The organism is Allobosea sp. UC22_33 (assembly GCF_042700715.1).
Lineage (GTDB): Bacteria > Pseudomonadota > Alphaproteobacteria > Rhizobiales > Beijerinckiaceae > Allobosea.
In genome coordinates this window covers 1,859,008-1,883,933 of sequence record NZ_CP170556.1, presented here as the reverse complement: position 1 = coordinate 1,883,933, position 24,926 = coordinate 1,859,008, and the positions used below count along the sequence as shown (strand labels likewise).

The 24,926-nt window shown below is 67.1% G+C and carries 21 protein-coding genes; 16 read left to right on the top strand and 5 right to left on the bottom strand.

Annotated elements, in window-relative coordinates; all coding sequences use genetic code 11:
• Nucleotides 1–82: 82 nt before the first annotated feature.
• The 3 genes from ACFJGT_RS08930 to ACFJGT_RS08920 all read left to right on the top strand — a co-directional run bounded on the left by ACFJGT_RS08930 (nt 83) and on the right by ACFJGT_RS08920 (nt 4,406).
• Complete coding sequence (locus ACFJGT_RS08930; protein WP_377848012.1) at nt 83–1,420, top strand: ABC transporter substrate-binding protein; 1,338 nt, start codon at nt 83–85, stop codon at nt 1,418–1,420.
• 164 nt (nt 1,421–1,584) lie between these two features.
• Nucleotides 1,585–3,306: an ABC transporter permease gene (locus ACFJGT_RS08925; RefSeq protein ID WP_377848010.1), complete on the top strand. Its 1,722-nt coding sequence runs from the start codon at nt 1,585–1,587 to the stop codon at nt 3,304–3,306.
• Nucleotides 3,307–3,308: 2 nt separating this feature from the next.
• Nucleotides 3,309–4,406, top strand: a complete 1,098-nt coding sequence (locus tag ACFJGT_RS08920) for an ABC transporter ATP-binding protein (RefSeq protein ID WP_377848007.1) — start codon at nt 3,309–3,311, stop codon at nt 4,404–4,406.
• 221 nt (nt 4,407–4,627) lie between these two features.
• On the opposite strand, the gene ACFJGT_RS08915 is transcribed toward ACFJGT_RS08920, so the two are convergent.
• From ACFJGT_RS08915 to ACFJGT_RS08900, 4 genes are read right to left on the bottom strand one after another with little or no spacing between them, the layout of a single operon-like run.
• Nucleotides 4,628–6,232 carry a hydantoinase B/oxoprolinase family protein gene (locus ACFJGT_RS08915; RefSeq protein WP_377848005.1) on the bottom strand — a complete coding sequence of 535 codons (1,605 nt, stop codon included), beginning with the start codon at nt 6,230–6,232 and terminating at the stop codon, nt 4,628–4,630.
• On the bottom strand, nt 6,232–8,283 hold the full coding sequence (locus tag ACFJGT_RS08910; protein WP_377848002.1) for a hydantoinase/oxoprolinase family protein: 2,052 nt from the start codon (nt 8,281–8,283) through the stop codon (nt 6,232–6,234). Before ACFJGT_RS08910 ends, ACFJGT_RS08915 begins: the two co-directional genes overlap by 1 nt.
• 15 nt (nt 8,284–8,298) lie before the next feature.
• Nucleotides 8,299–9,135 carry a PfkB family carbohydrate kinase gene (locus ACFJGT_RS08905; protein ID WP_377847999.1) on the bottom strand — a complete coding sequence of 279 codons (837 nt, stop codon included), beginning with the start codon at nt 9,133–9,135 and terminating at the stop codon, nt 8,299–8,301.
• Nucleotides 9,136–9,153: 18 nt separating this feature from the next.
• Nucleotides 9,154–10,167: an SIS domain-containing protein gene (locus ACFJGT_RS08900; protein ID WP_377847997.1), complete on the bottom strand. Its 1,014-nt coding sequence runs from the start codon at nt 10,165–10,167 to the stop codon at nt 9,154–9,156.
• Between the two features lie 86 nt (nt 10,168–10,253).
• Between ACFJGT_RS08900 and ACFJGT_RS08895 the strand changes: the two genes are divergently transcribed.
• Both ACFJGT_RS08895 and ACFJGT_RS08890 read left to right on the top strand, forming a co-directional pair.
• Nucleotides 10,254–11,129 carry a GntR family transcriptional regulator gene (locus tag ACFJGT_RS08895; RefSeq protein ID WP_377847995.1) on the top strand — a complete coding sequence of 292 codons (876 nt, stop codon included), beginning with the start codon at nt 10,254–10,256 and terminating at the stop codon, nt 11,127–11,129.
• Between the two features lie 55 nt (nt 11,130–11,184).
• A complete protein-coding gene (locus tag ACFJGT_RS08890; protein ID WP_377847992.1) occupies nt 11,185–12,510 on the top strand; it encodes an NAD(P)/FAD-dependent oxidoreductase in 1,326 nt (441 codons plus the stop codon).
• Between the two features lie 49 nt (nt 12,511–12,559).
• On the opposite strand, the gene ACFJGT_RS08885 is transcribed toward ACFJGT_RS08890, so the two are convergent.
• On the bottom strand, nt 12,560–14,086 hold the full coding sequence (locus ACFJGT_RS08885) for an ABC transporter substrate-binding protein (protein WP_377847990.1): 1,527 nt from the start codon (nt 14,084–14,086) through the stop codon (nt 12,560–12,562).
• A 400-nt stretch (nt 14,087–14,486) separates the two neighbouring features.
• Between ACFJGT_RS08885 and ACFJGT_RS08880 the strand changes: the two genes are divergently transcribed.
• The 11 genes from ACFJGT_RS08880 to ACFJGT_RS08830 all read left to right on the top strand — a co-directional run bounded on the left by ACFJGT_RS08880 (nt 14,487) and on the right by ACFJGT_RS08830 (nt 24,863).
• Nucleotides 14,487–15,359 (top strand): transporter substrate-binding domain-containing protein, encoded by an 873-nt coding sequence (locus ACFJGT_RS08880; protein WP_377847988.1) that lies wholly within the window; start codon nt 14,487–14,489, stop codon nt 15,357–15,359.
• Between the two features lie 73 nt (nt 15,360–15,432).
• Nucleotides 15,433–16,101, top strand: a complete 669-nt coding sequence (locus tag ACFJGT_RS08875) for an amino acid ABC transporter permease (protein ID WP_377847985.1) — start codon at nt 15,433–15,435, stop codon at nt 16,099–16,101.
• Between the two features lie 9 nt (nt 16,102–16,110).
• The gene (locus tag ACFJGT_RS08870; protein ID WP_377847982.1) at nt 16,111–16,740 is read left to right on the top strand and encodes an amino acid ABC transporter permease; all 630 of its coding nucleotides are present in this window, start codon (nt 16,111–16,113) and stop codon (nt 16,738–16,740) included.
• Nucleotides 16,741–16,752: 12 nt separating this feature from the next.
• Nucleotides 16,753–17,565, top strand: coding sequence for an amino acid ABC transporter ATP-binding protein (locus ACFJGT_RS08865; protein ID WP_377847979.1), 813 nt, complete (start codon nt 16,753–16,755; stop codon nt 17,563–17,565).
• A gap of 7 nt (nt 17,566–17,572) precedes the next feature.
• Complete coding sequence (locus tag ACFJGT_RS08860) at nt 17,573–18,061, top strand: RidA family protein (protein WP_377847977.1); 489 nt, start codon at nt 17,573–17,575, stop codon at nt 18,059–18,061.
• Between the two features lie 39 nt (nt 18,062–18,100).
• A complete protein-coding gene (locus ACFJGT_RS08855) occupies nt 18,101–19,300 on the top strand; it encodes an aminotransferase class V-fold PLP-dependent enzyme (protein ID WP_377847975.1) in 1,200 nt (399 codons plus the stop codon).
• Nucleotides 19,301–19,382: 82 nt separating this feature from the next.
• Nucleotides 19,383–20,906 (top strand): ABC transporter substrate-binding protein, encoded by a 1,524-nt coding sequence (locus tag ACFJGT_RS08850; RefSeq protein ID WP_377847973.1) that lies wholly within the window; start codon nt 19,383–19,385, stop codon nt 20,904–20,906.
• 62 nt (nt 20,907–20,968) lie between these two features.
• Entirely contained in the window at nt 20,969–21,910 is a 942-nt protein-coding gene (locus ACFJGT_RS08845; RefSeq protein WP_377847970.1) for an ABC transporter permease, read from the top strand.
• Nucleotides 21,910–22,782: an ABC transporter permease gene (locus tag ACFJGT_RS08840; protein WP_377847968.1), complete on the top strand. Its 873-nt coding sequence runs from the start codon at nt 21,910–21,912 to the stop codon at nt 22,780–22,782. Before ACFJGT_RS08845 ends, ACFJGT_RS08840 begins: the two co-directional genes overlap by 1 nt.
• A 1-nt stretch (nt 22,783) precedes the next feature.
• Complete coding sequence (locus ACFJGT_RS08835) at nt 22,784–23,989, top strand: amidohydrolase/deacetylase family metallohydrolase (RefSeq protein ID WP_377847966.1); 1,206 nt, start codon at nt 22,784–22,786, stop codon at nt 23,987–23,989.
• A 31-nt stretch (nt 23,990–24,020) separates the two neighbouring features.
• On the top strand, nt 24,021–24,863 hold the full coding sequence (locus ACFJGT_RS08830) for an IclR family transcriptional regulator (RefSeq protein WP_377847963.1): 843 nt from the start codon (nt 24,021–24,023) through the stop codon (nt 24,861–24,863).
• Nucleotides 24,864–24,926: the final 63 nt, after the last annotated feature.

Here is a 24,926-nt window from a genome sequence, read left to right as displayed (position 1 = left end):
TTCCGCCACTTGGCATCGCCGTTGCTGAAGACGATGGCATCGACCTCGACGTCGACCACAAAATTCGCTTCGGGAGGAAGCCATGCTCAATCGTAGAACCGCGCTCGCGGCCAGCCTCGGCCTGTCGTTGAGCGCCTCGTTTATGACCATCGCGCTGGCGCAGGCGCCGGCCGGTAAGGTCACGGTGGTGACCTCCTTTTCCAAGGACGTCACCGATCCCATCAAGAAGGCCTTCGAGAAGGCGGTTCCGGGCGTCACGCTCGAAGTGCAGAACCGCAACACCAATGCCGGCGTGAAATATGTCGAAGAGACCAAGGCGAACAACCAGGTCGATCTGTTCTGGGCTTCGGCGCCCGACGCCTTCGAAGTGCTGAAGGGCAAGAAGCTGCTCACCGCCTACAAGCCCAAGGCGACCGGCATCCCAGAGAAGATCGGCTCCTATCCGATCAACGATCCGCAGGGCTTCTATTTCGGCTTCGCGGCCTCGGGCTACGGCATCATGTGGAACGACCGCTATGCCAAGGCCAACAAGCTGCCCGAGCCCAAGGAATGGCAGGACCTCGCCAAGCCGGTCTTCTACGACCATGTCGCGATCGCGGCGCCCTCGCGCTCGGGCACCACGCACCTGACGATCGAGACGATCCTGCAGGGCGAAGGCTGGGACAAGGGCTGGCGCACCATCAAGGAGATGGCCGGCAATTTCCGCTCGATCAACGAGCGCTCCTTCGGCGTGCCCGAGCAGGTCAATTCGGGCCAAGTGGGCGTCGGCATCGTCATCGACTTCTTCGCCTTCTCGGCCCAGGCCTCGGGCTTCCCGGTCAAGTTCGTCTATCCGAGCGTGACGACGGTGGTGCCGGCCAATGTCGGCATCATCGCCAACCCGCCGAACAAGGCCGCGGCCGAGGCCTTCATCGAGTTCCTGCTCTCGCCGACCGGCCAGGAAGTGCTGCTCGAGCCCGGCATCCGCCGCCTGCCGGTCAATCCGGCCGTCTATGCCAAGGCCGGCGCCGACTATCCGAACCCCTTCACCGATCCGCGCTTCCAGAAGATGATCGGCTTCGACGTCGACAAGTCGGAGCAGCGCACGGCGGTGGTCGACACGCTGTTCGACCAGCTGATCTCCTTCCAGCTCGACGCGCTGAAGGGCGTCAACAAGGTGCTGCACGAGGTCGATGCGGCGCTCGCCAAGAAGCCGAACGACAAGGCCAAGGCGCTGGCCGAGGAGGCCCGCGTGCTGCTCGCCGCCATGCCGGTGACGGAGGCGCAGGCCGCGAGCGCAGAGCTGCGCGGCGCCTTCACCGGCGGCAAGGAAAAGGGCGCCCGCCAGGCCGAGGTCGAGGCGCAATGGGCGAGCTTCGCCCGCGACAACTACGCCAAGGCCAAGGCGAAGGCCGAAGAGGCGCTGAAGGCTGCGAAGTAACGCGTCGAGAGCGTGTCATCCCGTGCGCGCTGCAGCGTGAAACGCTGCGGCGCAGACACGGGACCGCGTGACCAGCAGGCGCCTTTTCCTGAAAACGGTCCCGTGTCTGCGCAGCGGCATTTCCATGCCGCAGCGCGCACGGGATGACAGCCCGGCCGCATCTCATGACAGCCATTCCGACCACAACGGCCCCGCGCCGCCCCCGTCGCATCGCCGGCACGCCCGGACAGATCGCGCTGGCGCTGGCGATCGCCGCCTTCCTCCTGATGTTCCTGGTGCTGCCGGTAGCGACGGTGATCTATGTCGCCTTCACCGAGAAGGGCACCTCGACCTTCACGCTGGTCAATTTCTACGACTTCGTCCGCACCGAGCTGTTCATGCGCTCACTGTGGAACTCGTTCTATGTCTCTGCGATGTCGGTGGTCTGGGCCTCGGTCTTTGCTCTGCCGCTGGCCTATCTCACGACGCGCTTCGTCTTCCGCGGCGCGGCCATCGTCCAGACGCTGGGCTTCCTGCCATTGATCATGCCGCCCTTCGTCGGCGCGGTGGCGATGCAGCTGTTCTTCGGCCGCAACGGCTCGGTCAACCTGCTGCTCGACGACTGGTTCGGCTTCAAGATCGACTTCATGGAGGGGCTGAACGGCGTCATCTTCGTCCAGTCGGTCCATTATTTCCCGTTCATCCTGATCAATCTCTCGGCGGCGCTGCGCAATGTCGACCGCGCCATGGAAGAGGCCGCGCAGAATCTCGGCTCCTCCGGCTTCCGGCTGTTCCGGCGCATCGTCTTCCCGCTGGCGATGCCGGGCTATCTCGCCGGCGCCTCGCTCGTCTTCGTCAAGGTCTTCGACGACCTCGCGACGCCGCTCCTGCTCAACGTCAAGGACATGCTCGCGCCGCAGGCCTATCTGCGGGTGACCTCGATCGGCATCGCCGACCCGATGGGCTATGTCATCTCGGTCGTGCTGATCGTCGCCTCCGTCCTGGCGATGTGGCTCTCGGCAAGGGCCCTGAAGGGCCGTGACTACGCCACGACGCAGCGCGGCGGCGGCGGGCTCGCCAAGCGGGTGATGACGCCGATGGAGGCCGTGTTCGGCTACGGCATCGTCATCCTGATCCTGGCGCTGGTGCTGGCGCCGCATCTGGGGCTGCTGCTGCTCTCCTTCGCGACGATCTGGTCGTTCTCGCCCCTGCCCGACGCCTATACGATCGCGCATTACGGGCGCGTCTTCGGCGAGAGCTCGGTCTATATCAAGAACACGCTGATCTATGCCTCGATCGCCGGCGGCATCGACGTCGTGCTCGGCGTGGCCATCGCCTATCTCGTGCTGCGCACCCGGCTGATCGGCCGCGAGTGGCTCGACTGGATGGCGACCGCCGCGCTCGCCATCCCCGGCGTGGTGCTCGGCATCGGCTATCTCCGGACCTTCTACGGCATTACCCTGCCGGACGGGACACCGCTCGCCGCGCTCTGGATCACCATCGTGATGGCGCTGGCGATCCGGCGCCTGCCCTATGCCTTGCGCGCCTGCTACGCCGCGCTCCAGCAGATCTCGGTTTCGCTGGAGGAAGCGGCCGAGAACCTGGGGGCGACCAAGGCCCGCACGGTCCGACGCATCGTCGTGCCCTTGATGGCGGGCGGCATTCTGGCCGGCTTCGTCACCTCGTTCTCGACGGCCGCCGTCGAGCTCTCGGCAACGCTGATGCTGGTGCAGTCCAATTCCGACGCGCCACTGGCCTACGGGCTCTATGTCTTCATGCAATCGGCGGCGGGGCGCGGCCCCGGTGCGGCGCTCGGCGTCGTCGCGGTGATCCTCGTCGCGGCCTGCACCTTCCTCTCCCATCTCATCATCGAACGCAGCCAGAAGGCCAAGGGAATGGGCCACTGATCATGAACGCGACCGTCTCCCTGACCACGCCCGCCGTCGCCGTCGACATAGAAGGCGTCAACCTGTCCTACGGCACCAACCATGTGCTCAAGGACGTCAACCTGGCGATCGAGCCGGGCGAGTTCTTCGCCTTCCTCGGCCCCTCCGGCTGCGGCAAGACCACGCTTCTGCGCCTGATCGCCGGCTTCAATCATGCCGATACCGGCGAAGTCAGGATCGGCGGCAAGCCGATCACCGACCTGCCGCCCTGGAAGCGCGATGTCGGCATGGTGTTCCAGTCCTATGCGCTCTGGCCGCATATGACGGTGCGCCGCAACGTCGCCTTCGGGCTGGAAGAGCGCGGCGTGAAGCGCGCCGAGGTCGAGCGGCGCGTCGAGGCGGCTTTGGGCCTCGTCGGCCTCGCCCATCTCGCCGAGCGGCGGCCCTCGCAGCTCTCCGGCGGCCAGCAGCAGCGCGTCGCGGTGGCGCGCACCGTCGCGGTCGAGCCCAAGGTGCTGCTGCTCGACGAGCCGCTGTCCAATCTCGACGCCAAGATGCGGGTGCAGGTGCGCCGCGAACTGCGCGACCTGCAGCAGCGGCTCGGCCTGACCACGATCTTCGTCACTCACGACCAGGAGGAGGCGAACACGATCTGCGACCGCATCGCGGTCATGAACGACGGCATCGTCCAGCAGGTTGGGACGCCGATGGAGCTCTACGAGCGGCCGGCGAACCTCTTCGTCGCGGGCTTTCTTGGGACGGCCAATATCCTTGGGGGCAAGCTGACCGGCAGCGGCGGGACCCGAGTCTTCGAGATCGAGGGCGGGCCGCGGGTGCCGGTTCCGGCGGACGCGGTCGTACCGGAGGGCGCCAAGCTGGTCTTCCGGCCGCAGCATGCCAGCCTCGGTGATGCGGGCCCGGCAGGCGATGGGATGCTGGCCCTGCCCTGCACCGTCGCCAATCGCGAATTCCTCGGCGCGAGCGTGCGGTATGGGGTTCGCATCGGCACGACGGAGGTGGCGGTCGACGTGCCGTTCCAGTCCGGCAGCGGATTGTTCGAGGTCGGCAGCGGGGCGACGCTCAGGCTGTCGCCGCATGCGTTGTTGTGGCTGGCGGCGTAGAAATCCCCGATTGTGTGGAGAAACACGCCGTCATTCCCGGGCAGGCCGTAGGCCTGAGCCCGGAACCCAGAACCGATGTGTCTCGGTAACTGGGTTCGCGGTCTCGGCGCCTTTCCCATCAAGCTCATCGGTTCTGGGTTCCGGGCTCGAGCGCTGCGCGCTCGCCTCGGAATGACGGCGTGGTTCTTCCAGAACGGACAGGACCTTGGGAGCTCCCGACCTCACCCCCGCTGCTCGGCCTTGTCTCTGGCCCTCGCCTCGGCGCTACGCTCGGAGGCCGGACCGTAGCCGCCGGCGCCGGGGGTGATGATCTCGACGATCTGGCCCTTTTCGAGCGCGCCGTCGCCCTTGAAGAACGGCACGACACCCTCGCTGAAGGCGAAGGAACCGCCCTGCCCCTCGCCGCCGCCGGCGAGGCCCCAGGGGCGCGAAGTCAGGCGCGAATTGTCGACATTGAGCCGGCACGGCGCTTCCGCTCGGTAGACGCGGCGCAGGCCCATGCCGCCGCGCTGGCGGCCGTCACCGCCCGAACCGTCGACCAGTTCGTAGCGCAGCAGGGTCAGCGGGTATTCGAGCTCCAGCGCCTCGACCGGCAGGTTCGAGGTATTGGTCATGTGGACATGGACGCCGTGGAGCCCGTCCTTGTTGATGCGGGCGCCGGAACCGCCGCCGATCGTCTCCAGATAGACCCAGAGCTCGCCGCTGCCCGGCTGCTCCCCGGCGAAGGTCGCCGAGGCGACCGCGCCCGAGCATGCCGCGATCACCCGGTCCGGCACGGCCTGCGCCAGCGCGCCATGGATCAGGTCGACCACCCGCTGGCAGGCGGCGATGCGGCCGTTGACGGCGGCGGGATGCACGCAGTTCAGTACCGTGCCTTCGGTCGCGGTGACGGTGAGCGGCCGCGCGAGCCCCGCATTGGGCGGAATGGTCGGGTCGGCCACGGTCTTGACCGCGTAATACACGGTCGAGAGCAGCGCGGTGTAGACCATGTTGAACCCCGCCCGCATCTGCGGCGGCGAGTCGAAGGCCAGCGTCATCTCCTCGCCCGCGACGGTGATAGCGACCGAGAAGGTCAGCGGCTCGTCGATCTCGGGATTGTCGAAGGAATCCGAGAAGCGATAGACGCCGTCGGGGATCGAGGCGATGCCCGCGCGCATCTTGCGCTCGGCATAATCCTGCAAGGCCTTGCCGGCGGCGAGCACGGTGTCGCGGCCATATTTGTCGCAGAGCGCTCGCAGGCGCTCGACCCCGAGCCGGTTCGCCGCCATCTGGGCGCGCAGGTCGGAGAGGCGCTCGCGCGGGACCTGGCAGTTGAGCAGGATCAGTTCCTGCACGTCCTTCATCAGCACGCCGCCGTCATAGAGGCGGATCGGCGGGATGCGCAGACCCTCCTGATAGATATGGGCGTGGCCGCGATCGGCGAAATCGGAATGGTGCGCGGTGTTGACCGCCCAGGCGATCATCACGCCCTCGTGGAAGACCGGCTCGGCCAGCACGATATCGGGCAGATGCGTGCCGCCGCCCTCATAGGCGTCGTTGCCGATGAAGACGTCGCCCGGCTTCATCTCCGCGATCGGATGGCGCTTCAGGATATGCGGGATGATGCCGATGAAGGAGCCGAGATGCATCGGGATATGCTCGGCCTGGCAGAGCGTCTGGCCCTCGACGTCGAAAAGCGCGGTCGAGCAATCGCGGCGCTCCTTGATATTGGTCGAGTAGCTCGCCTTGACCAGGGCCTCGCCCATCTCCTCGGCGATGGAGGCGAAGGAGGAGCCGATGACCTCGACGGTGATCGGGTCGACGCTGACGGATGCGGTCACGGTCATCACGGCATCTCCAGGATCAGGTTGAGATAGGGCTCGACGGTGGCGGTCATGCCCGGCAGCAGCACGGTGGTCGAATCCATCTGCTCGACGATGGCCGGGCCGGTGAAGCGATTGCCGGATTTGAGCTTGTCGCGGTCGTAGATCGGGCAGGCGACGAAGCCGCCGGCCTCGGGGAACCAGACCTCGCGGCTGCCGATGACGGCGTGGGAGGCATCCGGGCCGGTATCGGGCTCCGGCCGGAAGGCGGCCTTGGGCACGAGCCCGACCGCCTCGACGCGATAGGTCACGAGCTGGACCGCCTCGCCTTCCGCGACGAAGCCATAGAGCCGCTTATGGGCGGCGGCGAAGCCTTCGGCCAGCGCCGCGATGGTCGCGGGCGTGATCGGCCCGTCCGGCACGTCGATGGCGAGCTCGTAGTTCTGGCCGTGATAGCGCAGATCGGCGGTGCGCTTCAGCCGGCGATCGGCCGAGACGACGCCCTCCTCCGCGAACCAGTGATCCGCCTGCTCCTGCAAGGCGACGAATATCTCCGCCATGTCGGGGACCAGCGCCTCGGATAGCGTCGCCAATCGCGTCGTCGCGAAATTGGCGCGCAGGTCAGTGAGCAGCAGGCCGAGCGCGCAGCCGATGCCGGGATTGCGGGGGACGACGATGCGCTTCATGTCGAGCTCGCGCGCGAGCCTCGCGGCATGCAGCGGCCCGGCCCCGCCGAAGGCGACCAGCGCGTAGTCGCGCGGGTCATGCCCGCGCTGGACGCTGATGACGCGGATGGCCTTCGCCATGTTGGCGGTGACGACCGAGATGATGCCTTGCGCCGTCGCCATCAGGTCGAGGCCGAGTTCATTCGCCAGCCGGCCGATCGCATGTTTCGACAGGCTCTGGTCGATCGGCATGCGTCCGCCGAGCAGATGCGTCGGGTTCAGGGTCTGGAGCACGACATTGGCGTCGGTGACGGCGGGTTCGGTCGCCCCGCGCCCATAGCAGACCGGGCCGGGATCGGCGCCGGCCGAGCGCGGCCCGACCTTGAGCAGTCCGCCCGAATCGATCGCCGCGAGCGAGCCGCCACCGGCGCCGACCGTGTGGATGTCGAGCATCGGCGCCTTGATCGGATAGCCGTGGACATTGGCCTCGGAAGCGAGCTTGGCCTCGCCGTTGCTGAGCAGGGCGACGTCCGAGGAGGTGCCGCCCATGTCGAAGGTGATGAGGCTGGGTATGCCGATCATCGCACCGATCGCCTGCGCCGCGACGACGCCGGTCGAGGGGCCGGAGAGCACCGTGCGTACCGGTAAACGCGCCGCCATGTCGAAGCCGATGACGCCGCCATTGGACTGCGTCAGATGCGGGACAGCCTTGAGGCCAAGTTCTTTCAGCCGGTCGGCAAGCCGGCGGATATAGCCCTGCATGACCGGGCCGAGATAGGCGTTCACGACGGCGGTCGAGATACGCTCGTACTCGCGGAACTCGGGCGCGACCTCATGCGAGGCGCAGATGAAGGCCTCGGGGAATTCCTCGGAGACGATGCGCTTGGCCGCTTCCTCATGCTCCGGCCGGACGAAGCCATAGAGGAAGCCGATGGCCACCGCCTTGACGCCCTCCGCCTTCAGCGCCCGCGCCGCCTGCCGCACGGCCTCCTCGTCGAGCGGCGTCTCGACCGTGCCGTCATGGCGGACGCGCTCGGGAACGCCGAAGCGCAGGTCGCGCGTGACCAGCGGCGGGGCCTTGTCGGCCTGGAGATCGTAGAGGTCCGGCCGCTTCTGCCGGCCGATCTCGATCAGATCGCGGAAACCTTCGGTGGTGATGAGGCCGGTCCTGACACCGCGATGCTGGATCAGGGCGTTGGTGCCGACCGTCGTGCCATGGCCGAAATAGGCGATGTCGGCGGGACTGGCGCCGACGCGCTCGACGCCTTCCTGCGTGCCGCGCGCGATGGCGCGGGAGGGATCGTCAGGCGTCGAGGGCACCTTCCAGACCGCGACCATGCCGGTCGCGTCGTCGAACAGGCAGACATCGGTGAATGTGCCCCCGGAATCGATCCCGATCCGCCACGCCATCTCTGTCGTCCTCCCTTATATCACCGTCGTCTCGGCGGGCGTCCACGCCACGCCATGGCCGAAACCGCCCTGATAGCCGCAGACAACAGCCGCATGCTCGGCTCCCGCCGCCAGCGCGGCGGCGATGCCGGCTCCGTCCAATATGGCGAGCAGGCAAGCGGCGATGAAACCGTCACCGGCGCCGAGCGTATCCACCACGGTTGCAGGGCTGGCCGGCTGTTCGTGAAAGCTGCCGGCCACGAGTGCCAGCGCGCCCTTCTCCCCGCGCGTCGCCACGACCATGCCCGCACCCCAGCCGATGCAGCGCTCCAGTAGGGCACGGCATTCCGCATCCGAAGCGGAAGGGTGCGACAGGAAGGCGATATCGACGGCCGCTAGCGTTGCGGCGAGGTTCTCGTCGGTCCAGCGCTCGGAAAAATCATAGGACAGGCGCCGGGCCGCGCTGCGGACGACCGGCAAGGCGTCGCCGAGCTCGCTGTAGATGCTGGAATGGACGTGATCGAAGCCGGCGATATAGGCGCGGTCCTCGGCGTCGAACGTTCCCCATTCGCCGCGCACGCCGGGCTCGGAACGCAGGAAGCGCCGGTCCTGCCCGTCATGGCCGATGAAGGCGCGGGCGTTCGGGCCAAGCCTGATCCGGCAGCGCGCGGTGTCGACGCCTTCCCGCCTCAGCGCGTCCCCCAGAAGCATGCCGGCGTCATCCGACCCGATGCAGCCGAGATAGCCCGTCTCGGCACCGAGCCGCCTTGCCTGCACCGCGACGTTCACGGCGTTGCCGCCGGGAAACTGGAGGCCGCGATCGACATAGGTGTCGACGGTGTTGTCGCCCAGTCCCAGAAGCCTCTGCGCCATCGCGGCAACTCCCCCGGATCAGTACGCCACCTTCCACATGTAGCGGCGGGTGGTCAGGGGCTGGTTGCGCAGCACGGAGAGATGGGCCGAGAAGCGCTTGAGCGCTGCCTGGAGGATATAGGGCGCCACGATCGGGCGGATCTCCGGGTCGATGCCCTTCATCGTGAAAGCGCGGGAATCGTAGTTCATCACGCGCCCGGCATAGGTGTCGCAGAACTTCACGACCCGCTCCATCAGGGGCCGGCTCGGATCCTCGCCGGTGATCAGGATCAGCGGCGTCTGCTTGTCGACGATCTCGAAGGGGCCGTGGAAGAACTCGGCCGCCTCGATCGGGTAGCTGTGCAGCCAGAGCATCTCCATGAGGATGCAGACGCCGAAGACATAGGCCGTGGTGAAGCCCGGCCCCGAGGCGACATGGTAGATGCGGTCATCGCCCGCATAGGTCGCGGCATCGGCTGCGGCGCGGGCCTCGTTCTGCTGCGCGGCGTCGCACATTGCCGCGGGAAGCGCGTCGAGCGAGCTCAGGAGCTTCTCGCCGAGCGGCCAGCCTTCCTTGGCCACCATCAGCCCGCCGATCAATGCCTGCATCAGCATGAACATCGCCGCGAAGGATTCGCTGGTGTCGCCGACGAGGAAATGCCATGGCACGGCCTGCGCCAGCGGCTTTTCGCCATATTGGCTGAAGGCGACGACCTGGCAGGGCCTGTCCTTGAGAAAATGCGCGGCGGCGACCGTCTCCGCCGTCGTGCCGGATTTCGAGGCGAGCAGGACCAGCGTCCGCTCGTCGAGCCGCGGCGGGTCGATCGCCATGAACTCGGCCGGGAAGTAGCGCCTGATCTCGATACCCGGCGAATAGCGCTCCAGCCAGTATTGGATGCCGAGCATCGCCCGGTTCGCCGAGCCGCAGGCGATCAGGTAGATGCGGTCGACTTTGGGAGCCAGCTCCTGCCCCAGCGCATAGGCCTTCGGCAGCGCGGCACGGGTCTGCTCCAGCCCGGACAGGACCGCGTCGCGGTCGAAGGCGATGGACATGGACGGGCTCCCGAGCGGGCTTTAAACTTGGCAGCGGAATTGGTATACACCAATTCCATATACCAATCACTGTCAAGCCTGTTGAGATGTCGTCCAAACGCCCCTCCCGCCCTGCCGCGCTACGCGACCGTTTCGCCCTCAAGACGAAGAAGGCGGCGCGCCTCGGATTCCGACCGGCGCGTGCGCCGAAAGGCTCAGGAGTCGAGGCGCCGGGCACGGCCAACCCGCTGAAGGGGGCCAAACCGATCTATGTCGAGGTGCAGGAATACCTGCTCGACCTGATCGGCGAACCGGATTACGGGCCCGGCGATCGCATCCCCTCGGAGCGGACGCTGGCCGACGCGCTCGGCATCAACCGGATGACGGTGCGCAAGGCGATCGACCGGCTGGTCGAGCGCAACGTGCTGGAACGCAACGGCACCAGCGGCACGCGCATCCCGCTGGTCCAGGTCTCACGTCCGATCGATGCGTCGGCTTCGCTGGGCATCACCCGCATCATCCGCAATGCCGGCGGCGAGCCCGGCAGCAAGCTGCTGCATTTCGGAGAGGAGGCTGCGAGCGAAAGCATCGCCCAGCGCCTCGAACTGGCGCCCGGCAGCGCGCTGATCATGGCACGGCGCCTGCGCAGCATGAACGATGAAGCCTTCTGCATCGAGACCAGCTATCTGCCGGCCGGCAGCGTGCCCGGCCTGTCGGCCGAGGACCTGGTTTCCGGCCAGTCGCTCTACGCGTTGCTGGGGCAACGCTACGGCATCGAGATCAGCATCCGCGACCGCGAGATCAGCGTCGGCACGGCGACGGAGCGGGAGGCGCAACTGCTCGCGCTGGCGCCGGGCTCGCCGACCCTGGTGCTGCGGATCGTGGCGCGCGACGGCGAAGGGCGGCCGGTCGAATACATGCGTTCGGTCAACCACCCCCATCACGTCGTCTTCCGCAGTTCCGCGCCCCCTGCCCGCTCCTGAGCGGCGCGGCCGGGCACCCATCTTCCCGCCTTGCCTTCCTGCCGCCGGAGCCATCGTGATGGGCATCACCATCGAGACCATCGAGCCGGACCCGTCCCTGCCCGCCTCCAGCGACGTCGTAGTCATCGGCGGCGGCATCATCGGCATCACCACCGCGCTCTTCCTGGCACGCGAGGGCATCTCGGTCACGGTCTGCGAGAAGGGAGAGGTCGGGCACGAACAATCCGGCCGCAACTGGGGCTGGGTCCGCGTCATGGGGCGCGATCCCGGCGAGATCCCGCTCGGGCTCGAAAGCATGCGGCTCTGGGAGGACATGGACCGGCTCGTCGGGGGCGATACCGGCTTCACCCGCTCCGGCATCGTCTATGTCGCCGACACCCCCGCGGGGCATGCCGAGCAGCAGGCCTGGCTCGAGCATGCCAGGACCTATCAGCTCGACACGCGCCTCCTGAGTTCGCGCGAGATCGACGCCGTCCTGCCCGGCGGCAAACGCGCCTATGCGGGCGCGATGTTCACGCCGAGCGATGCCCGCGCCGAGCCGCAGAAGGCCGTACCGGCGATGGCGCGGGCGCTGCGCCGCCATGGCGGCACCTTGCTGACGCGTTGCGCGGTGCGCGGCATCGAGACGACTGGGGGACGCGTCAGCGCCGTCGTCACCGAGCGCGGTCGCATAGCCTGCCAGCGCGTTGTGCTGGCGGGCGGCGCCTGGTCGCGCCTCTTCCTCGGCAATCTCGGCATCGACCTGCCGGCGCTCAAGGTGCTGGGTTCGGTGTTCCGGACCGAGCCACTCGACGGGCCGCCGACCCATGCCGTGGGCGCCTCGGACTTCGCCTTCCGCAAGCGCCAGGATGGCGGCTATACCATCGCGCATCGCGGGGCGAGCGTCGCCGAGATCGTGCCGGACAGTTTTCGGCTGCTCTTCGATTTCCTGCCATCTTTGGCCAAGCAGCGCCATGAATTGCGGCTGCGGCTCGGTGAGCGCTTCGTCGAGGAGGCTCGCCGGAGGACCAGCTGGTCGCTCGACGAGGAAACGCCTTTCGAGCAGACGCGCATCCTCGACCCCAAGCCCTCAGCGCCGATCCTGGAAGAGGCCAAGCGCAACCTGATCGCCGCCTTCCCGGCCTTCGCCGGCCTCAGGATCAAGGAAAGCTGGGGCGGGCTGATCGACGCGACGCCCGATGCCGTGCCTGTTATCGGCGAAGTGCCGCGCCTGCCGGGCTTTTTCCTCGCCACCGGCTTCTCGGGCCATGGCTTCGGCATCGGCCCCGGCGCCGGCCGCCTGATCGCCGATCTCGTCAGCGGGCGCACGCCGATGATCGATCCGAAGCCCTTCCGGCTGGAGCGGTTTTCACGGCTGGAGCGGACGACGCGCGCGCGATGAGGCGAGCGTTCCCTCTCCCCTTGAGGGAGAGGGAACGCTCTCGCGCCGCTCAGGCCAGCGCCGCCTCGTCCAGCGAATAGGCGGAGAAGAAGTTCGTTCCGCCCGGGTAGCATTTGAAGCCGCTCAGGCCGGTGACCATCGCATAGCCCTGCGACCGCCAGGCGAGGCCGACGAGCGGCGCCTGCTCCAGAGCGTTTTTCTCCAGATCGGCATAGATCGCCTTGCGCTTGGCCGCGTCGAACTCGGCGCGGCCCTTGGCGAAGAGCGCGTGGATCTCCGGCGTCGGGATCTGCCAGCTTCGGGCCATGTTGGGTGGCAGGTCGCCGTCGAGCAGCGGGGCTAGGCCATCGGGATCGTTATTATCCGCGGTCGTGCCCTGGATCATGAAGTCGTAGCGGCCCTTGCCGGCGAGATCGACGCGCGCGGCCCAGTCCGGCAGGTTCAGCGTCACCTGGATGCCGATCTCGGCGAGATTGGCCTGCACCACCTCCGCCGTGGACTTGTGCATGCCGTATTGCGCGGTCGAAAGCAGGGTGCATGGAAAGCCGTTGGGCACGCCGGCCTCGGCCATCAGCTTCTTCGCCCTGGTTGGATCATATTTCCAGAATTCGGAGCGTCCCTTGTCGAAATAGGGGCTGCTCGACGGGATCGGAATGCCCTCCAACTTGCTCCCCCGGCCGAAGAAGGCGGCCTGCACGATATCCTCGCGGCGGATGGCATGGGCCACAGCCTGACGCAGACGCACATCCTTGAACGGCCCAGCACCGCCATTGAAGTTCAGCCCCATGAAGGGACCATCGACCGCGACGAGCCGCAGGCGGGAATCCTTCTCGATCGTGCCCATGGACTGCCAGGGCACGTATTCGATCAGGTCGATATCACCAGCCTGGAGCGCCGCGACGCGCAGATTCTCGTCGGCATAGGCGACGAGCTTGATGCCATCGAGCTTGGGCAGGCCCGGCTTGTAGTACTTGTCGAATTTCGCGACCTCGATCGAAGCGCCGCGCTCCTGGCCCTTCAGCACGAAGGGGCCGGCACCGATTCCGAGCCCGGCCCGCCCCTCGATCGAATCCTTGGCGATGATCGGCATATGCGGGCTTGCCAGCCAGATCGGCAGCGTCACGGTCGGCTGCTTCATGACGATGCGGACGGTGCGGGCATCGGGCGTCTCGATGCGCTCGACGCCGCCGAACTCGGCCTTCATGAAGGCCGTCGAACTGGGCGCAGCGACCTGCTCCAGCGTCCATTTCACGTCCTCGGCCGTGACCGGCTTGCCGTTCTGGAAGGTGGCCTGGCGCAGCTTGAAGACCCAGGCTGTCTCGCCCTCGCGTTGCCAGGACTCCGCGAGTTCCGGCCGGACTTCGCCGTTCTCGTCGAAGCCGGTTAGGCCGCGGAAGATCAGCAGCTTGACGGTCAGCGCCGCCGTGCCGGTATGGAGCCAGGGCTGGAGGCTGGGCGGAAAGCTCGACAGGCCGAAGCGGAGTACCTTGCCGGCGGCTTGAGCCTGGGCCCGCAAGCCCAGGAGCGGCAGGGCTGCGCCGGCGGCGAGCACAGAGCGGCGAGAGATCGGCTGCATCGAATACCCCTCTCTATTTTATGGCGGCCTCGACGGCCGAGAGGGCAGAATGATTTGGTGTATACCAGATTGTCAATGCTCCGGCGCCCCGCGCCGGCGACTCAGCCCGGCGCCCCTGCGCGACGCCGTGGAAGCGCGCTTGGTCGCCAGGGCCTTCCTTTGCCGCAGCGCGAACGATTGCGTCGCGTCGTGCCAACCGCGCGCCCGATCAGCGACCGGGCCACCCGATGCCGCGCCGGCCTCATCCGGAAAATCGGGAAGCGCCGGTGGAGTAGACCAATCCTGTCCTCGGGCTTCGTGGCTGCGGCGCTTGACTTCCCGGCGAAAGCCTCACTAGCATCCCTTACTACAAGATATATTCTGCAATTATGGATTAATCTTGCAAAGAGGGGTATCGCCAATGAGCGGGACGGATGAAGGCAAAAGGCTTCTGCTGAAAGGTGGACTGGTCGGCGGTCTGGCACTGGCCGCAGCCGCAAGCACGGCCCGCGAGGCCGCGGCGCAATCGGCGCCGAACAGCCTGCTGCGGACAGTGCTGGATCGCGGCAAGCTGATCGTCGGCACGGGCTCCACCAATGCGCCCTGGCATTTCGAGGACGAGAAGGGCCAGCTCGTCGGCATGGACATCACCATGGGCCGGATCCTGGCCAAGGGGCTGTTCGACGATGCCAGCAAGGTCGAGTTCGTCCGGCAGGACGCGGCCCAGCGCATCCCCAACATCAATACCGGCAAGGTCGACATCGTCATCCAGTTCATGACCATGTCCCCGGCGCGTGCGCAGCTCATTGCGTTCTCGCGCCCGTATTATGTCGAGGGCATCGCCTTGCTGACCCGCCCGGACAGCGACAAGAAGAGCTTCGACGCGCTGCTCAAGGCCGGCTCCTCCGCCCGTGTCTCGATCCTGCAGAATGTCGATGCCGAGGCCTCGGTCAAGAAGGTGCTGCCGCAGGCGACGGTGATGCAGATCGACAGCCAGGCCAACGTCATCCTGGCGCTCGACTCCAAACGTGTCGACGCCGCCGCCGTCGACCTCTCCACCGTCGGCTGGCTCGCCAAGCGCCATCCCGACAAATACGTCGATGCCGGCAAGTCCTGGAACACGATGCTCTACGGGGCCGGCATGAAGCAGGGCGATCCGGACTGGGTCCGCTTCGTCAACACCACCTTCGACATCGCGATGTTCGGCCACCAGAACGAGCTCTACGACGCGGCAGCGAAGGATTATTTCGGCTCCGAACCGCCAGTACGCCAGCCCGGCCTGCCGCGCTTCTGAGCGCTCCAAGCTTCGCAGACGGAAGGGCGCGACTTGCGCCCTTCTTCCCCGACGCCGGATGATCCGCGGGACCATGGCGAACTATCACTTCAACTTCGCGATCGTCTGGCGTTATGCCGGCAAGCTGTTCGAGGGGCTGCTGCTCAGCCTCGAACTGGCGGCTGCGAGCATCGCGATCGGCATGGCGATCGGCCTCGTGCTGGCGCTGATCAGCCTGGACGGCCCGAAATGGGCGCGCCCTCTGATCGCGGCCTATGTCGAATTCGTCCGCAACGTGCCGCTGCTGCTGCTGGTCTATCTCGTCTTCTACGGCATCCCCAGCGCCATCGACCTGCAATATGACGCGGTGACCTCCTTCGTCGCGACGCTCGCGATCTATTCCGGCGCCTATCTCGTCGAGGTGATGCGCGCCGGGCTGGAGGCCGTGCCGCGCGGCTTGATCGAGGCCGGCAAGGCGATCGGGCTCACCCCGATGAAGGTGCTCTGGCATGTGCGCCTGCCGACCGCGATGCGCATCGCCCTGCCCTCGCTGTCGAACACCTATGTCTCGCTGTTCAAGGACACCTCGATCGCCTCGGCCATCGCGGTGCCCGAGCTTGCCTATGGCATGCGCTGGATCGAGACCCAGACCTTCCGCACCGTCGAGGTCTATCTCCTGGCGACGCCGATCTACCTGATCACCAGCTATGCCATCCTGCTGCTGCTCCGGCTTGCCGAGCGGCGCTACGCGATCGCGCGGTGACGGATGGCAATGCTGATCCAGACCCTGCCCTTCCTCGTCGACGGCCTGCTGATGACCCTGCTGGTCTCGGCCTGCGTGATCGTGCTGTCGCTGATCGTCGGCCTGCCGCTTGGCTGCGTGCTCGCTTTCGGGCCGCTCTGGGCACGCGTGCCGATCCGGCTCTATGCCGATTTCGTGCGCGGCGTGCCGATCCTCGTGCTGCTCTATTTCGTCTATTACGGCCTGCCGGCGATCAAGGTGAACCTGCCGAGCCTGCTCGCCGCGATCGTCGCGCTGACGGCGTTCAAGTCGGCGCAGATCATCGAGATCACGCGCGGCTCGTTCCAGTCGATCCCGATCGGCCAGACCGAAGCCGCCAAGGCGATCGGGCTCACCCTGTTCGACCGCTTCACGCATGTGCTTGCGCCGCAGGCCGTGCGCCGTTTCCTGCCGCCCTTCGTCAACAGCGTCGTCGACACCGTGAAGGGCTCCTCGCTGGTCTCGCTCCTCGGAATCGTCGACCTGATGCTGTCGCTGCAGCAGGTGATCGGCCGCACCCATGTGGCGCTGCCGCTCTATCTCATCGGCGCGCTGATGTATTTCGCCATCAACTTCCCGCTTTCGGCGCTCAGCCGCCGGCTCGAGAAGCGCTTCGTCTGAAAGGAGGCATCCATGGCCGAGACGGATGCCCGTGCTTCCGCCACGCAACCGGTGATCGCGATCGAGGGCCTGACCAAGGCCTTCGGCGCCAACCAGGTACTGAAGGGCGTCGATCTGACCGTCGGCAAGGGCGAGGTCGTCGCGATCATCGGCCCCTCCGGCAGCGGCAAGACCACGCTGCTGCGCTGCATCAACTTCCTCGAGGAGTATGACGGCGGCTCGATCCGGATCGACGGCACCGAGGTCGGCTATCGCGACGGCGCGGGAGCCCGCAGGCGTCGCAGCGACCGGGAGCTGGCTGCGATCCGCGTCGATGCGGCGATGGTCTTCCAGCAGTTCAACCTGTTCCCGCATCTCACCGCGGCGCAGAACATCATGCTCGGGCTGATGAAATCGCGCGGGCGCTCCAAGGCCGAGGCGCGCGCCATCGCCGAGAAATGGCTCGCCCGCGTCGGGCTTTCGGCGAAGGTCGATGCCATGCCCTCGCAGATGTCCGGTGGCCAGCAGCAGCGCGTCGGCATCGCGCGTGCCGTGGCGATGGAGCCGAAGGTGCTGCTGCTCGACGAGATTACCTCCGCGCTCGATCCCGAGCTCGTCGGCGAGGTGCTCGCCGTGGTGCAGGAACTCGCTACTGAGGGCCGCACCATGATCCTCGTCACCCATGAGATGGCCTTCGCGCGCGACGTGGCGAACCGCGTCGTCTTCACCGACCAGGGCCGGATCGTCATCGACGCGCCGCCTGCAAAGGTCTTCGGAGAGCAGCCGCATGAACGGCTGCGCGCCTTCCTGTCACGTTTCGCCGGGTTCCGTCCCGATCCGGCCTGAGGAACCCATGAACGCAGTCCTGTCCACCCTCCCCGACACCGCACCCTATCAGCGGCTGGCCAAGCTCGGCCTGACGCTGCCCGAACTACCGCGGCCGATCGGCAATTTCGCCACCCATGTCCAGGAAGGCGGCCTGATCTATCTCTCCGGCCAGGGGCCGACGCATGAGGACGGCCGGCTCCATACCGGCAAGGTCGGCCGCGACGTCAGCGTCGCCGAGGCCTATGAGCATGCCCGCCTGACCGGGCTCAACCTGCTCGCCGTGCTGCATGAAGCGCTCGGCGACCTCGGCCGTGTCAGGCGCGTCGTCAAGCTGCTCGGCATGGTCAATGCCACCCCGGATTTCAGCGACCACCCCGCCGTCATCAATGGCTGCTCCGACCTGTTCGTCGCCGTGTTCGGCGAGGCCGGGAAGCACGCCCGTTCGGCGGTCGGCTTCGGCTCGCTGCCCCGTCAGATCACCGTCGAGATCGAAGCGATCGTCGCCGTGTCGTAATCGGGGCAGACGCCCCGCCCCCGTTTCCAGGAGAATCCCATGTCTGCTTCCGATATCCGCCCGTCGCTGGGCCTGCGCCCCGTCATCAACGTTTCCGGGACGATGACCTCGCTCGGCGCCTCGATCGTCGTTCCCGAGGCGATCGCGGCGATGACGGCGATCCTGCCGCAATTCGTCGAGATCGACGATCTCCAGCGCAAGGCCAGCGCCATCATCGCGCGGCTCTGCGGCAGCGAGTCCGGCTTCGTCACCGCCTCCTGCTCGGCCGGGATCACGCTCGCGATCGCAGGCGCCATGACGGGCGACGATCTCTTCGCGGTCGAGCAATTGCCGGATGCCAGCGGCCTCCAGGACGAGGTCGTGATCATGATGGGTCACATGGTCGGCTATGGCGCGCCGGTCGACCAGGCGATCCGGCTCGCCGGCGCAACGCCGATCGTCGTCGGGCAGGCCACCAGCGCGCGCGCCTACCAGCTCGCCGGGGCGATCTCGGAGCATACGGCGGCGGCGCTCTATGTCGTCTCGCACCATACGGTGCAGTACGGGCTGATGCCGCTCGACGAGTTCGCGGCGGTCTGCCACGAGCATGGCGTTCCGGTCATCGTCGACGCGGCCTCGGAATACGACCTGCGCGGCTTCCTCGAAGCCGGGGCCGATATCGTGCTCTATTCCTCGCACAAGTTCCTGGGCGGGCCGACCGGCGGCATCGTCGCCGGCCGCAAGGATCTCGTCCGGGCCGCCTATATCCAGAATGGCGGCATCGGCCGCGGCATGAAGATCGGCAAGGAAAGCGTGCTCGGCACGATGGCGGCGCTGGAAGCCTGGGAAAAGCGCGACCATGCCGGCATCCGGGCGCGCGAGCAGCGCGCGCTCGATCTCTGGCTTGCCCGCTTCACCGAGCGGCCCGGCGTCATCGCCGTGATCGAGCCCGATCCGACGCATAACCCGCTCGACCGGATGAAGCTCTTCATCGATCCCGAGCAGGCGCATATCACCGCCTGGGACCTCGCCGACGCGCTGGCACGCGGCCCGCAGCCGGTGATCGTCAGGGATCACGAGGTCGAGCACGGCTATTTCTACCTCGATCCCTGCAACCTGCATCCCGGCCAGGAGGAGATCGTCGCCGAGCGCATCGTCTCCGAGCTGGAGACGGCGCGGCGCAGCAACACGATCATCGCAAGCTCCCTGCTCGAACGCCGCAACCGGCGCGCGGCATCGCTGGCGAAATGGCCTGACTGAGCGTCAGCCGCGTTAACATTGGCAGCGCGGTTATATTCTGTTATACGGCACTCTATTACATAATAAAAGAATGAGAGGGATTATGAAACGTCTGTTTGGATGCCTGCTCGCCTGCAGCCTGCTCACCGCGCCGTCCCTCGCCTTCGCGCAGGAGACGGGCGGCGTCGCCACGATCGCGACCGTCGGCGAGCCGCCGACCATGGACCCGATGGTCTCGACCGCCGACCTGGTCGGGACGATCACCCAGCATGTCTTCGAGACGCTCTACACCTTCGACAAGAGCTGGAAGGTCACGCCGCTGCTTGCGGACGCCCTGCCCGCGATCAGCGCCGACGGCAAGCAGTACACGATCGCGCTGCGACAGGGTGTCAAGTTCCATGACGGCTCGGACCTCACCGCCGAGGACGCCGTTGCCTCGCTGAAGCGCTGGATGAAGCTCGCCTCTCGCGGCAAGCAGGCGGCGGGCTTCATCGAGAGCGTCGAGGCGGCCGGGCCAAGCTCGCTCAAGATCACGCTGAAGGAGCCCTACGCGCCGCTTATGTCGCTGCTCGCCTTCAACAACTCCGCGGCGATCATCATCTCCGCGAAGAAGCAGGACGAGCCGATGAAGGAGTTCATCGGGACCGGCCCCTATATGCTCAAGGAGCGCAAGGCCGACCAGTATATCCAGCTCGTCCGCTTCGCCGGCTACAAGCCGCGCGAGGGTGCCGGCGACGGCTATGGCGGCGCGCGGAAGCCGCTGCTCGACGAGGTCCGCTTCGTGCCGGTTCCGGATGCGAACACCCGCATCGAGGCGGCGGTCTCCGGCCAGTATTCCTATGTCGACTCGCTTCCCGTCGAATCCTTCGACCGGCTGAAGGGCGCGGCCTCGCAGCCCGTCGTGCTGAAGCCCTTCGGCTATCCCGTCTTCGTCATGAACACCGCCGAGGGCGCGGCCAAGAACCTTGCCGTCCGCAAGGCGATCCGCACGGCGCTGAACATGGAGGATATGCTGGCGGCCGCGTTCGGAACCAAGGAGTTCTACGCGCTCGACGGCAATATCTATCCGTCCGAGTATGTCTGGCACACGGATGCCGGCGTCGCCGGGAACTACAATCTCGGCGATGCCGACAAGGCGAAGGCCGCGGCGAAGGCTGCCGGCTACAAGGGCGAGCCGATCCGCATCCTGACCAGCCGCCAGTACGAGTTCCACTACAAGATGGCGCAGGTCGCGGCCGAGTATCTCAAGCTCGCCGGCTTCACGGTCGACCTGCAGGTGGTCGACTGGGCGACGCTGACCCAGCGGCGCACCGACAAGGCGCTCTGGGAGATCTACATCACCCATAGCCCGTTCCTGCCGGAACCGGCGTTGATCGGTTCGCTCTCGACCAGCTCCCCCGGCTGGTGGGATACGCCCGCCCGCAAGGCCGCGGTCGACGCCTTCACCTCGGAAGCCGATCCTGCCAAGCGCGCCGCGCAGTGGGCGAACGTGCAGAAGGTGATCTACGACGAGGTGCCCTTCATCAAGATCGGCGATTTCAATGCACTCTCGGCGAAATCCGCCAAGCTCGACGGCATCGTGCCGGCGCCCTGGCCGTATTTCTGGAACGTCACCCTGAAGAAGTGATCCCCCCTCGCCATCCGGCCGCCTGATCGCGGCCGGATGGCGGGCAACGAGACGGTCAGTTCATGCTCGGCTACATCCTTCAACGCCTCTCCGGCATGATCGCGGTCATGCTGCTCGTCGTCACGATCGTCTTCGTGATCGTGCGCGTCACGCCCGGCGACCCCGCCGCCGTGATGCTCGGCCCCGAAGCGACGGCCCAGGACGTCGCCGATCTGCGAACCCGGCTCGGCCTCGACCGCTCGATCCTCTCGCAATACGTGATCTATGTCGGGCAATTGCTGCGCGGCGATCTCGGCCAGTCGATCTTCCTCAACATGCCGGTGACGGCGGCCCTGATGGACCGGGCCGAGCCGACCTTCTTCCTGACGCTGCTGTCGCTGGCGATCGCGAGCACCATCGCGCTGCCGGTCGGGATCTATGCCGCCTATCGGCGCGGCTCCTTCATCGACCAGGCCGCGACGACGCTCGCCATGCTCGGGGCCAGCATTCCCGGCTTCTGGCTCGGCCTGATCCTGATGCAGGTCTTCGCGGTCCGCCTGGGGCTGCTTCCGGTATCCGGCTATGGCGGCCCCGATACCAGCCTGCTCGAGCGCATCAGGCACCTGATCCTGCCGGCGGTCGCGCTCGGACTCGTCTCCTCGGCGCTGATCATGCGCTTCACCCGCGCCTCGATGCTAGACGTGCTCGGCGACGACTATGTCCGCACGGCCCGCGCCAAGGGTCTGGGCGAGCAGGCCGTCATCCTCCGACATGCGCTGAAGAACGCGCTGATCCCGATCCTGACCGTGCTGGGGCTGACCGCCGCCGTGCTGGTCTCCGGCGCGGTGGTGACCGAGACGGTGTTCGGCCTGCCCGGCGTCGGCAATCTCGTGGTCTCGGCCGTGCTGCGGCGCGACTATCCCGTGATCCAGGGCGCACTGCTCGTCATCGCCGGCCTCTACGTGCTGATCAATTTCGCGATCGACATGCTCTACCTGCTGGTCGATCCAAGGGTGCGCTACTGATGACCGATCTCGCTCCCGACGCACCGGCGCCCAACCGCGGCCGGATCTTCCTGCGCGATCTGCTGAAGCGCCGCATGGTGGCGATCGGCCTCGCGATCCTCATCGTCTTCGTGCTGCTGGCGGCGCTGGCGCCGCTGCTCGCCCCCTATGCGCCGGGCCGGCTCTCGGTCGTCAACCGGCTGAAGCCGCCCTCAGGGGTCTACTGGTTCGGCACGGACGAGTTCGGCCGGGACATCTTCTCGCGCATGCTCTATGCGGGCCGGCTGTCACTCTCGGTCGGCGCTGCCGTCGTCGTGCTGTCCTCGCTGATCGGCGTGACGCTCGGTCTGCTCGCCGGCTTCTTCAAGCGACTGGACACGCCGATCGCGCGCCTGATCGACGCGATGATGGCCTTCCCCGACATCCTGCTCGCGATCGCGCTGGTCGCGGCGCTCGGCCCCTCGCTGATGACGGTGATCATCGCGCTCTCGATCGTCTATGCGCCCCGCCTCGCGCGCATCGTGCGGGCCGCGACGCTGGTGATCCGCGAACTGCCCTATGTCGAGGCCGCCCGCGCCTTCGGCAATTCGACCGCCCGGATCATGTTCCGGCATGTCCTGCCCAACATCGTCTCGCCGATCACGGTGCAGGCCACCTTCATCTTCGCCAGCGCCATGCTGGCGGAGGCCGGCCTCTCCTTCCTCGGCCTCGGCGTCAGCCCGGACATCCCGACCTGGGGCACGATGATCTCGTCCGGCCGGCAGTATATCGGCCAGGCCGACTGGATGACCTATTTCCCCGGCCTCGCCATCGTGCTTGCCGTGCTCTCCCTGCAGATGGTGGGCGACGGCCTGCGCGACCTGCTCGATCCGCGCCTGCGGAAGGATCTCTGACATGACTACTGCCACGCGGCAGCCGCTCCTGATCGCCAATGTGAAGCCGGTCGCCTTCGGGCCGGCGATCCCCGCGACGTCCACCGACATCCTCGTCGGCGGCGACGGCAAGATCGCCGCGATCGGCGCAGGCCTGGCGGCGCCGGCCGATGCGGAGCGGGTGGACGGCAAGGGCGCCTTCGTCTCGCCGGGCTGGGTCGATCTGCATGTCCATGTCTGGCATGGCGGCACCGACATCTCGCTCAGGCCGAGCGATTGCGGGGCCGAGCGCGGCGTCACCACCATGGTCGATGCGGGGTCGGCCGGCGAAGCCAATTTCCACGGCTTCCGCGAATATGTCATCGAGCCGGCGCGCGAGCGGATCAAGGCCTTCCTCAATCTCGGCTCGATCGGGCTCGTCGCCTGCAACCGCGTGCCGGAGCTGCGCGACATCAAGGATATCGACCTCGACCGCATCATCGAATGCTACGAGGAGAACAGCGAGCATATCGTCGGCCTCAAGGTGCGCGCGAGCCATGTCATCACCGGCTCCTGGGGCGTGACTCCGGTCAAGCTCGGCAAGAAGATCGCCAAGATCCTGAAGCTGCCGATGATGGTCCATGTCGGCGAGCCGCCGGCGCTCTACGACGAGGTGCTGGAGATCCTCGGCCCCGGCGACGTCGTCACCCATTGCTTCAACGGCAAGGCGGGATCGAGCATCCTGGAAGACGAGGACCTGTTCAAGCTGGCCGAGCGCTGCGCGGCCGAAGGCGTGCGCCTCGATATCGGCCATGGCGGCGCCTCCTTCTCCTTCAAGGTAGCGGAGGCCGCGATCCAGCGCGGGCTGATGCCGTTCTCGATCTCGACCGACCTGCACAACCGCTGCATGAACTTCCCGGTCTGGGATCTGGCGACGACGATGTCGAAGCTGCTTTCGGTGGGCATGCCCTTCGACGCGATCCTCCAGGCGGTGACCCATGCGCCGGCCTCGGTGATCAAGCTCGACATGACCGACCGGCTGACCGTCGGCGAGCGCGCCGATTTCACGATCTTCGACCTGATCGACGGCGATCTCGAAGCGACCGATTCCAATGGCGACGTCTCGCGATTGACCCGGCTGTTCGAGCCGCGCCATGCCGTGATCGGCGCTGATGCGATCGCCTCCAGTCGCTATGTGCCGCGGCCGCGCCGGCTCGTCCGGCACAGCCACGGCCTATCCTGGCGTTGACTTAGCGAGCGAGAGGTATGAAAGCGCAGTGATGAGCAAGGCCCCGACGACGCAGGACGGCGAAGGCGCACCGGAGCCCACCGGGCAGCGGCGCTCGCGCGTCAGCGGCATCGACCGCGCCGTGCAGATTCTCGACCATCTCCAGCAGGAGGGCCGGGCCCAGACCGCCTATGAGGTCGCCCGCGCGATCGGCGCGCCGCTCTCCACGGTCTACGCCATCGTCGAGGACCTGCTCGACAAGAGCCTGCTGGCGCGCACCGGCGACGGCGGCGTCTGGCTCGGGCCGCGGCTCTATCATTACGGCCTCGCCTATGCCCGCGATCTCCAGGTCATCAATGTCGCGACCCATGAGATGCATGTGCTGGCGCGCGAGGTCGGCGAGACCGTGCAGATCTGCGGCCGCGACGGCGGCATGATGGTGGTCGAGGCGATGGCCGAAGGTCCCGGCCATTTCGTGATCACCTCGCGCGTCGGCACGCGCGTGCCCCTGAACTGGACGGCGTCGGGCCGGCTGCTCGTCGCCGGACTGGACGAAACGGAGCGGGCCGCCCTCTTCCGCAAGAGCGCCAAGGCCTCGCCGACGGGACGCGCCGTCACCGACCTCACCACGTTGCTCGCTCAGGCGCGCGACGCGCTCGCGGCGGGCGTCTCGATCCAGGCCGGAGAATCCGACTACGCGGTCGCCTGCATCGCCGCGCCGGTGCTGGACGAGTCCGGCGCCTGCCCGATCACCGTCTCGATCGTGCTGCCGGAGTTCCGCGTGAACGAGGAGCATGCCAATTTCGTCGAGGCGGTGAAGGACGCGGCCCGGCGGATCGAGGACAAGCTCGGCTGGCGCGTCGGGCATTTCAGCGCCGGCCGCAAGTACGGCTGAGGCTCCGGCAGCTCACGTCCAAGCTAAAGCCGCAGGTTCGGGAGGCCGCATCCGCGACCTCCC

What these genes read in the sequence shown, in the direction of transcription:
- ACFJGT_RS08850 (WP_377847973.1), top strand. Translation starts at nt 19,383, where the DNA reads ATGAAACGTCTGTTTGGATGCCTGCTCGCCTGCAGCCTGCTCACCGCG.
- ACFJGT_RS08865 (WP_377847979.1), top strand. Translation starts at nt 16,753, where the DNA reads ATGGCCGAGACGGATGCCCGTGCTTCCGCCACGCAACCGGTGATCGCG.
- ACFJGT_RS08930 (WP_377848012.1), top strand. Translation starts at nt 83, where the DNA reads ATGCTCAATCGTAGAACCGCGCTCGCGGCCAGCCTCGGCCTGTCGTTG.
- ACFJGT_RS08910 (WP_377848002.1), bottom strand. Translation starts at nt 8,283, where the DNA reads ATGGCGTGGCGGATCGGGATCGATTCCGGGGGCACATTCACCGATGTC.
- ACFJGT_RS08855 (WP_377847975.1), top strand. Translation starts at nt 18,101, where the DNA reads ATGTCTGCTTCCGATATCCGCCCGTCGCTGGGCCTGCGCCCCGTCATC.
- ACFJGT_RS08835 (WP_377847966.1), top strand. Translation starts at nt 22,784, where the DNA reads ATGACTACTGCCACGCGGCAGCCGCTCCTGATCGCCAATGTGAAGCCG.
- ACFJGT_RS08925 (WP_377848010.1), top strand. Translation starts at nt 1,585, where the DNA reads ATGACAGCCATTCCGACCACAACGGCCCCGCGCCGCCCCCGTCGCATC.
- ACFJGT_RS08875 (WP_377847985.1), top strand. Translation starts at nt 15,433, where the DNA reads ATGGCGAACTATCACTTCAACTTCGCGATCGTCTGGCGTTATGCCGGC.
- ACFJGT_RS08885 (WP_377847990.1), bottom strand. Translation starts at nt 14,086, where the DNA reads ATGCAGCCGATCTCTCGCCGCTCTGTGCTCGCCGCCGGCGCAGCCCTG.
- ACFJGT_RS08895 (WP_377847995.1), top strand. Translation starts at nt 10,254, where the DNA reads ATGTCGTCCAAACGCCCCTCCCGCCCTGCCGCGCTACGCGACCGTTTC.
- ACFJGT_RS08880 (WP_377847988.1), top strand. Translation starts at nt 14,487, where the DNA reads ATGAGCGGGACGGATGAAGGCAAAAGGCTTCTGCTGAAAGGTGGACTG.
- ACFJGT_RS08845 (WP_377847970.1), top strand. Translation starts at nt 20,969, where the DNA reads ATGCTCGGCTACATCCTTCAACGCCTCTCCGGCATGATCGCGGTCATG.
- ACFJGT_RS08905 (WP_377847999.1), bottom strand. Translation starts at nt 9,135, where the DNA reads ATGGCGCAGAGGCTTCTGGGACTGGGCGACAACACCGTCGACACCTAT.
- ACFJGT_RS08860 (WP_377847977.1), top strand. Translation starts at nt 17,573, where the DNA reads ATGAACGCAGTCCTGTCCACCCTCCCCGACACCGCACCCTATCAGCGG.
- ACFJGT_RS08840 (WP_377847968.1), top strand. Translation starts at nt 21,910, where the DNA reads ATGACCGATCTCGCTCCCGACGCACCGGCGCCCAACCGCGGCCGGATC.
- ACFJGT_RS08830 (WP_377847963.1), top strand. Translation starts at nt 24,021, where the DNA reads ATGAGCAAGGCCCCGACGACGCAGGACGGCGAAGGCGCACCGGAGCCC.
- ACFJGT_RS08870 (WP_377847982.1), top strand. Translation starts at nt 16,111, where the DNA reads ATGCTGATCCAGACCCTGCCCTTCCTCGTCGACGGCCTGCTGATGACC.
- ACFJGT_RS08900 (WP_377847997.1), bottom strand. Translation starts at nt 10,167, where the DNA reads ATGTCCATCGCCTTCGACCGCGACGCGGTCCTGTCCGGGCTGGAGCAG.
- ACFJGT_RS08915 (WP_377848005.1), bottom strand. Translation starts at nt 6,232, where the DNA reads ATGACCGTGACCGCATCCGTCAGCGTCGACCCGATCACCGTCGAGGTC.
- ACFJGT_RS08920 (WP_377848007.1), top strand. Translation starts at nt 3,309, where the DNA reads ATGAACGCGACCGTCTCCCTGACCACGCCCGCCGTCGCCGTCGACATA.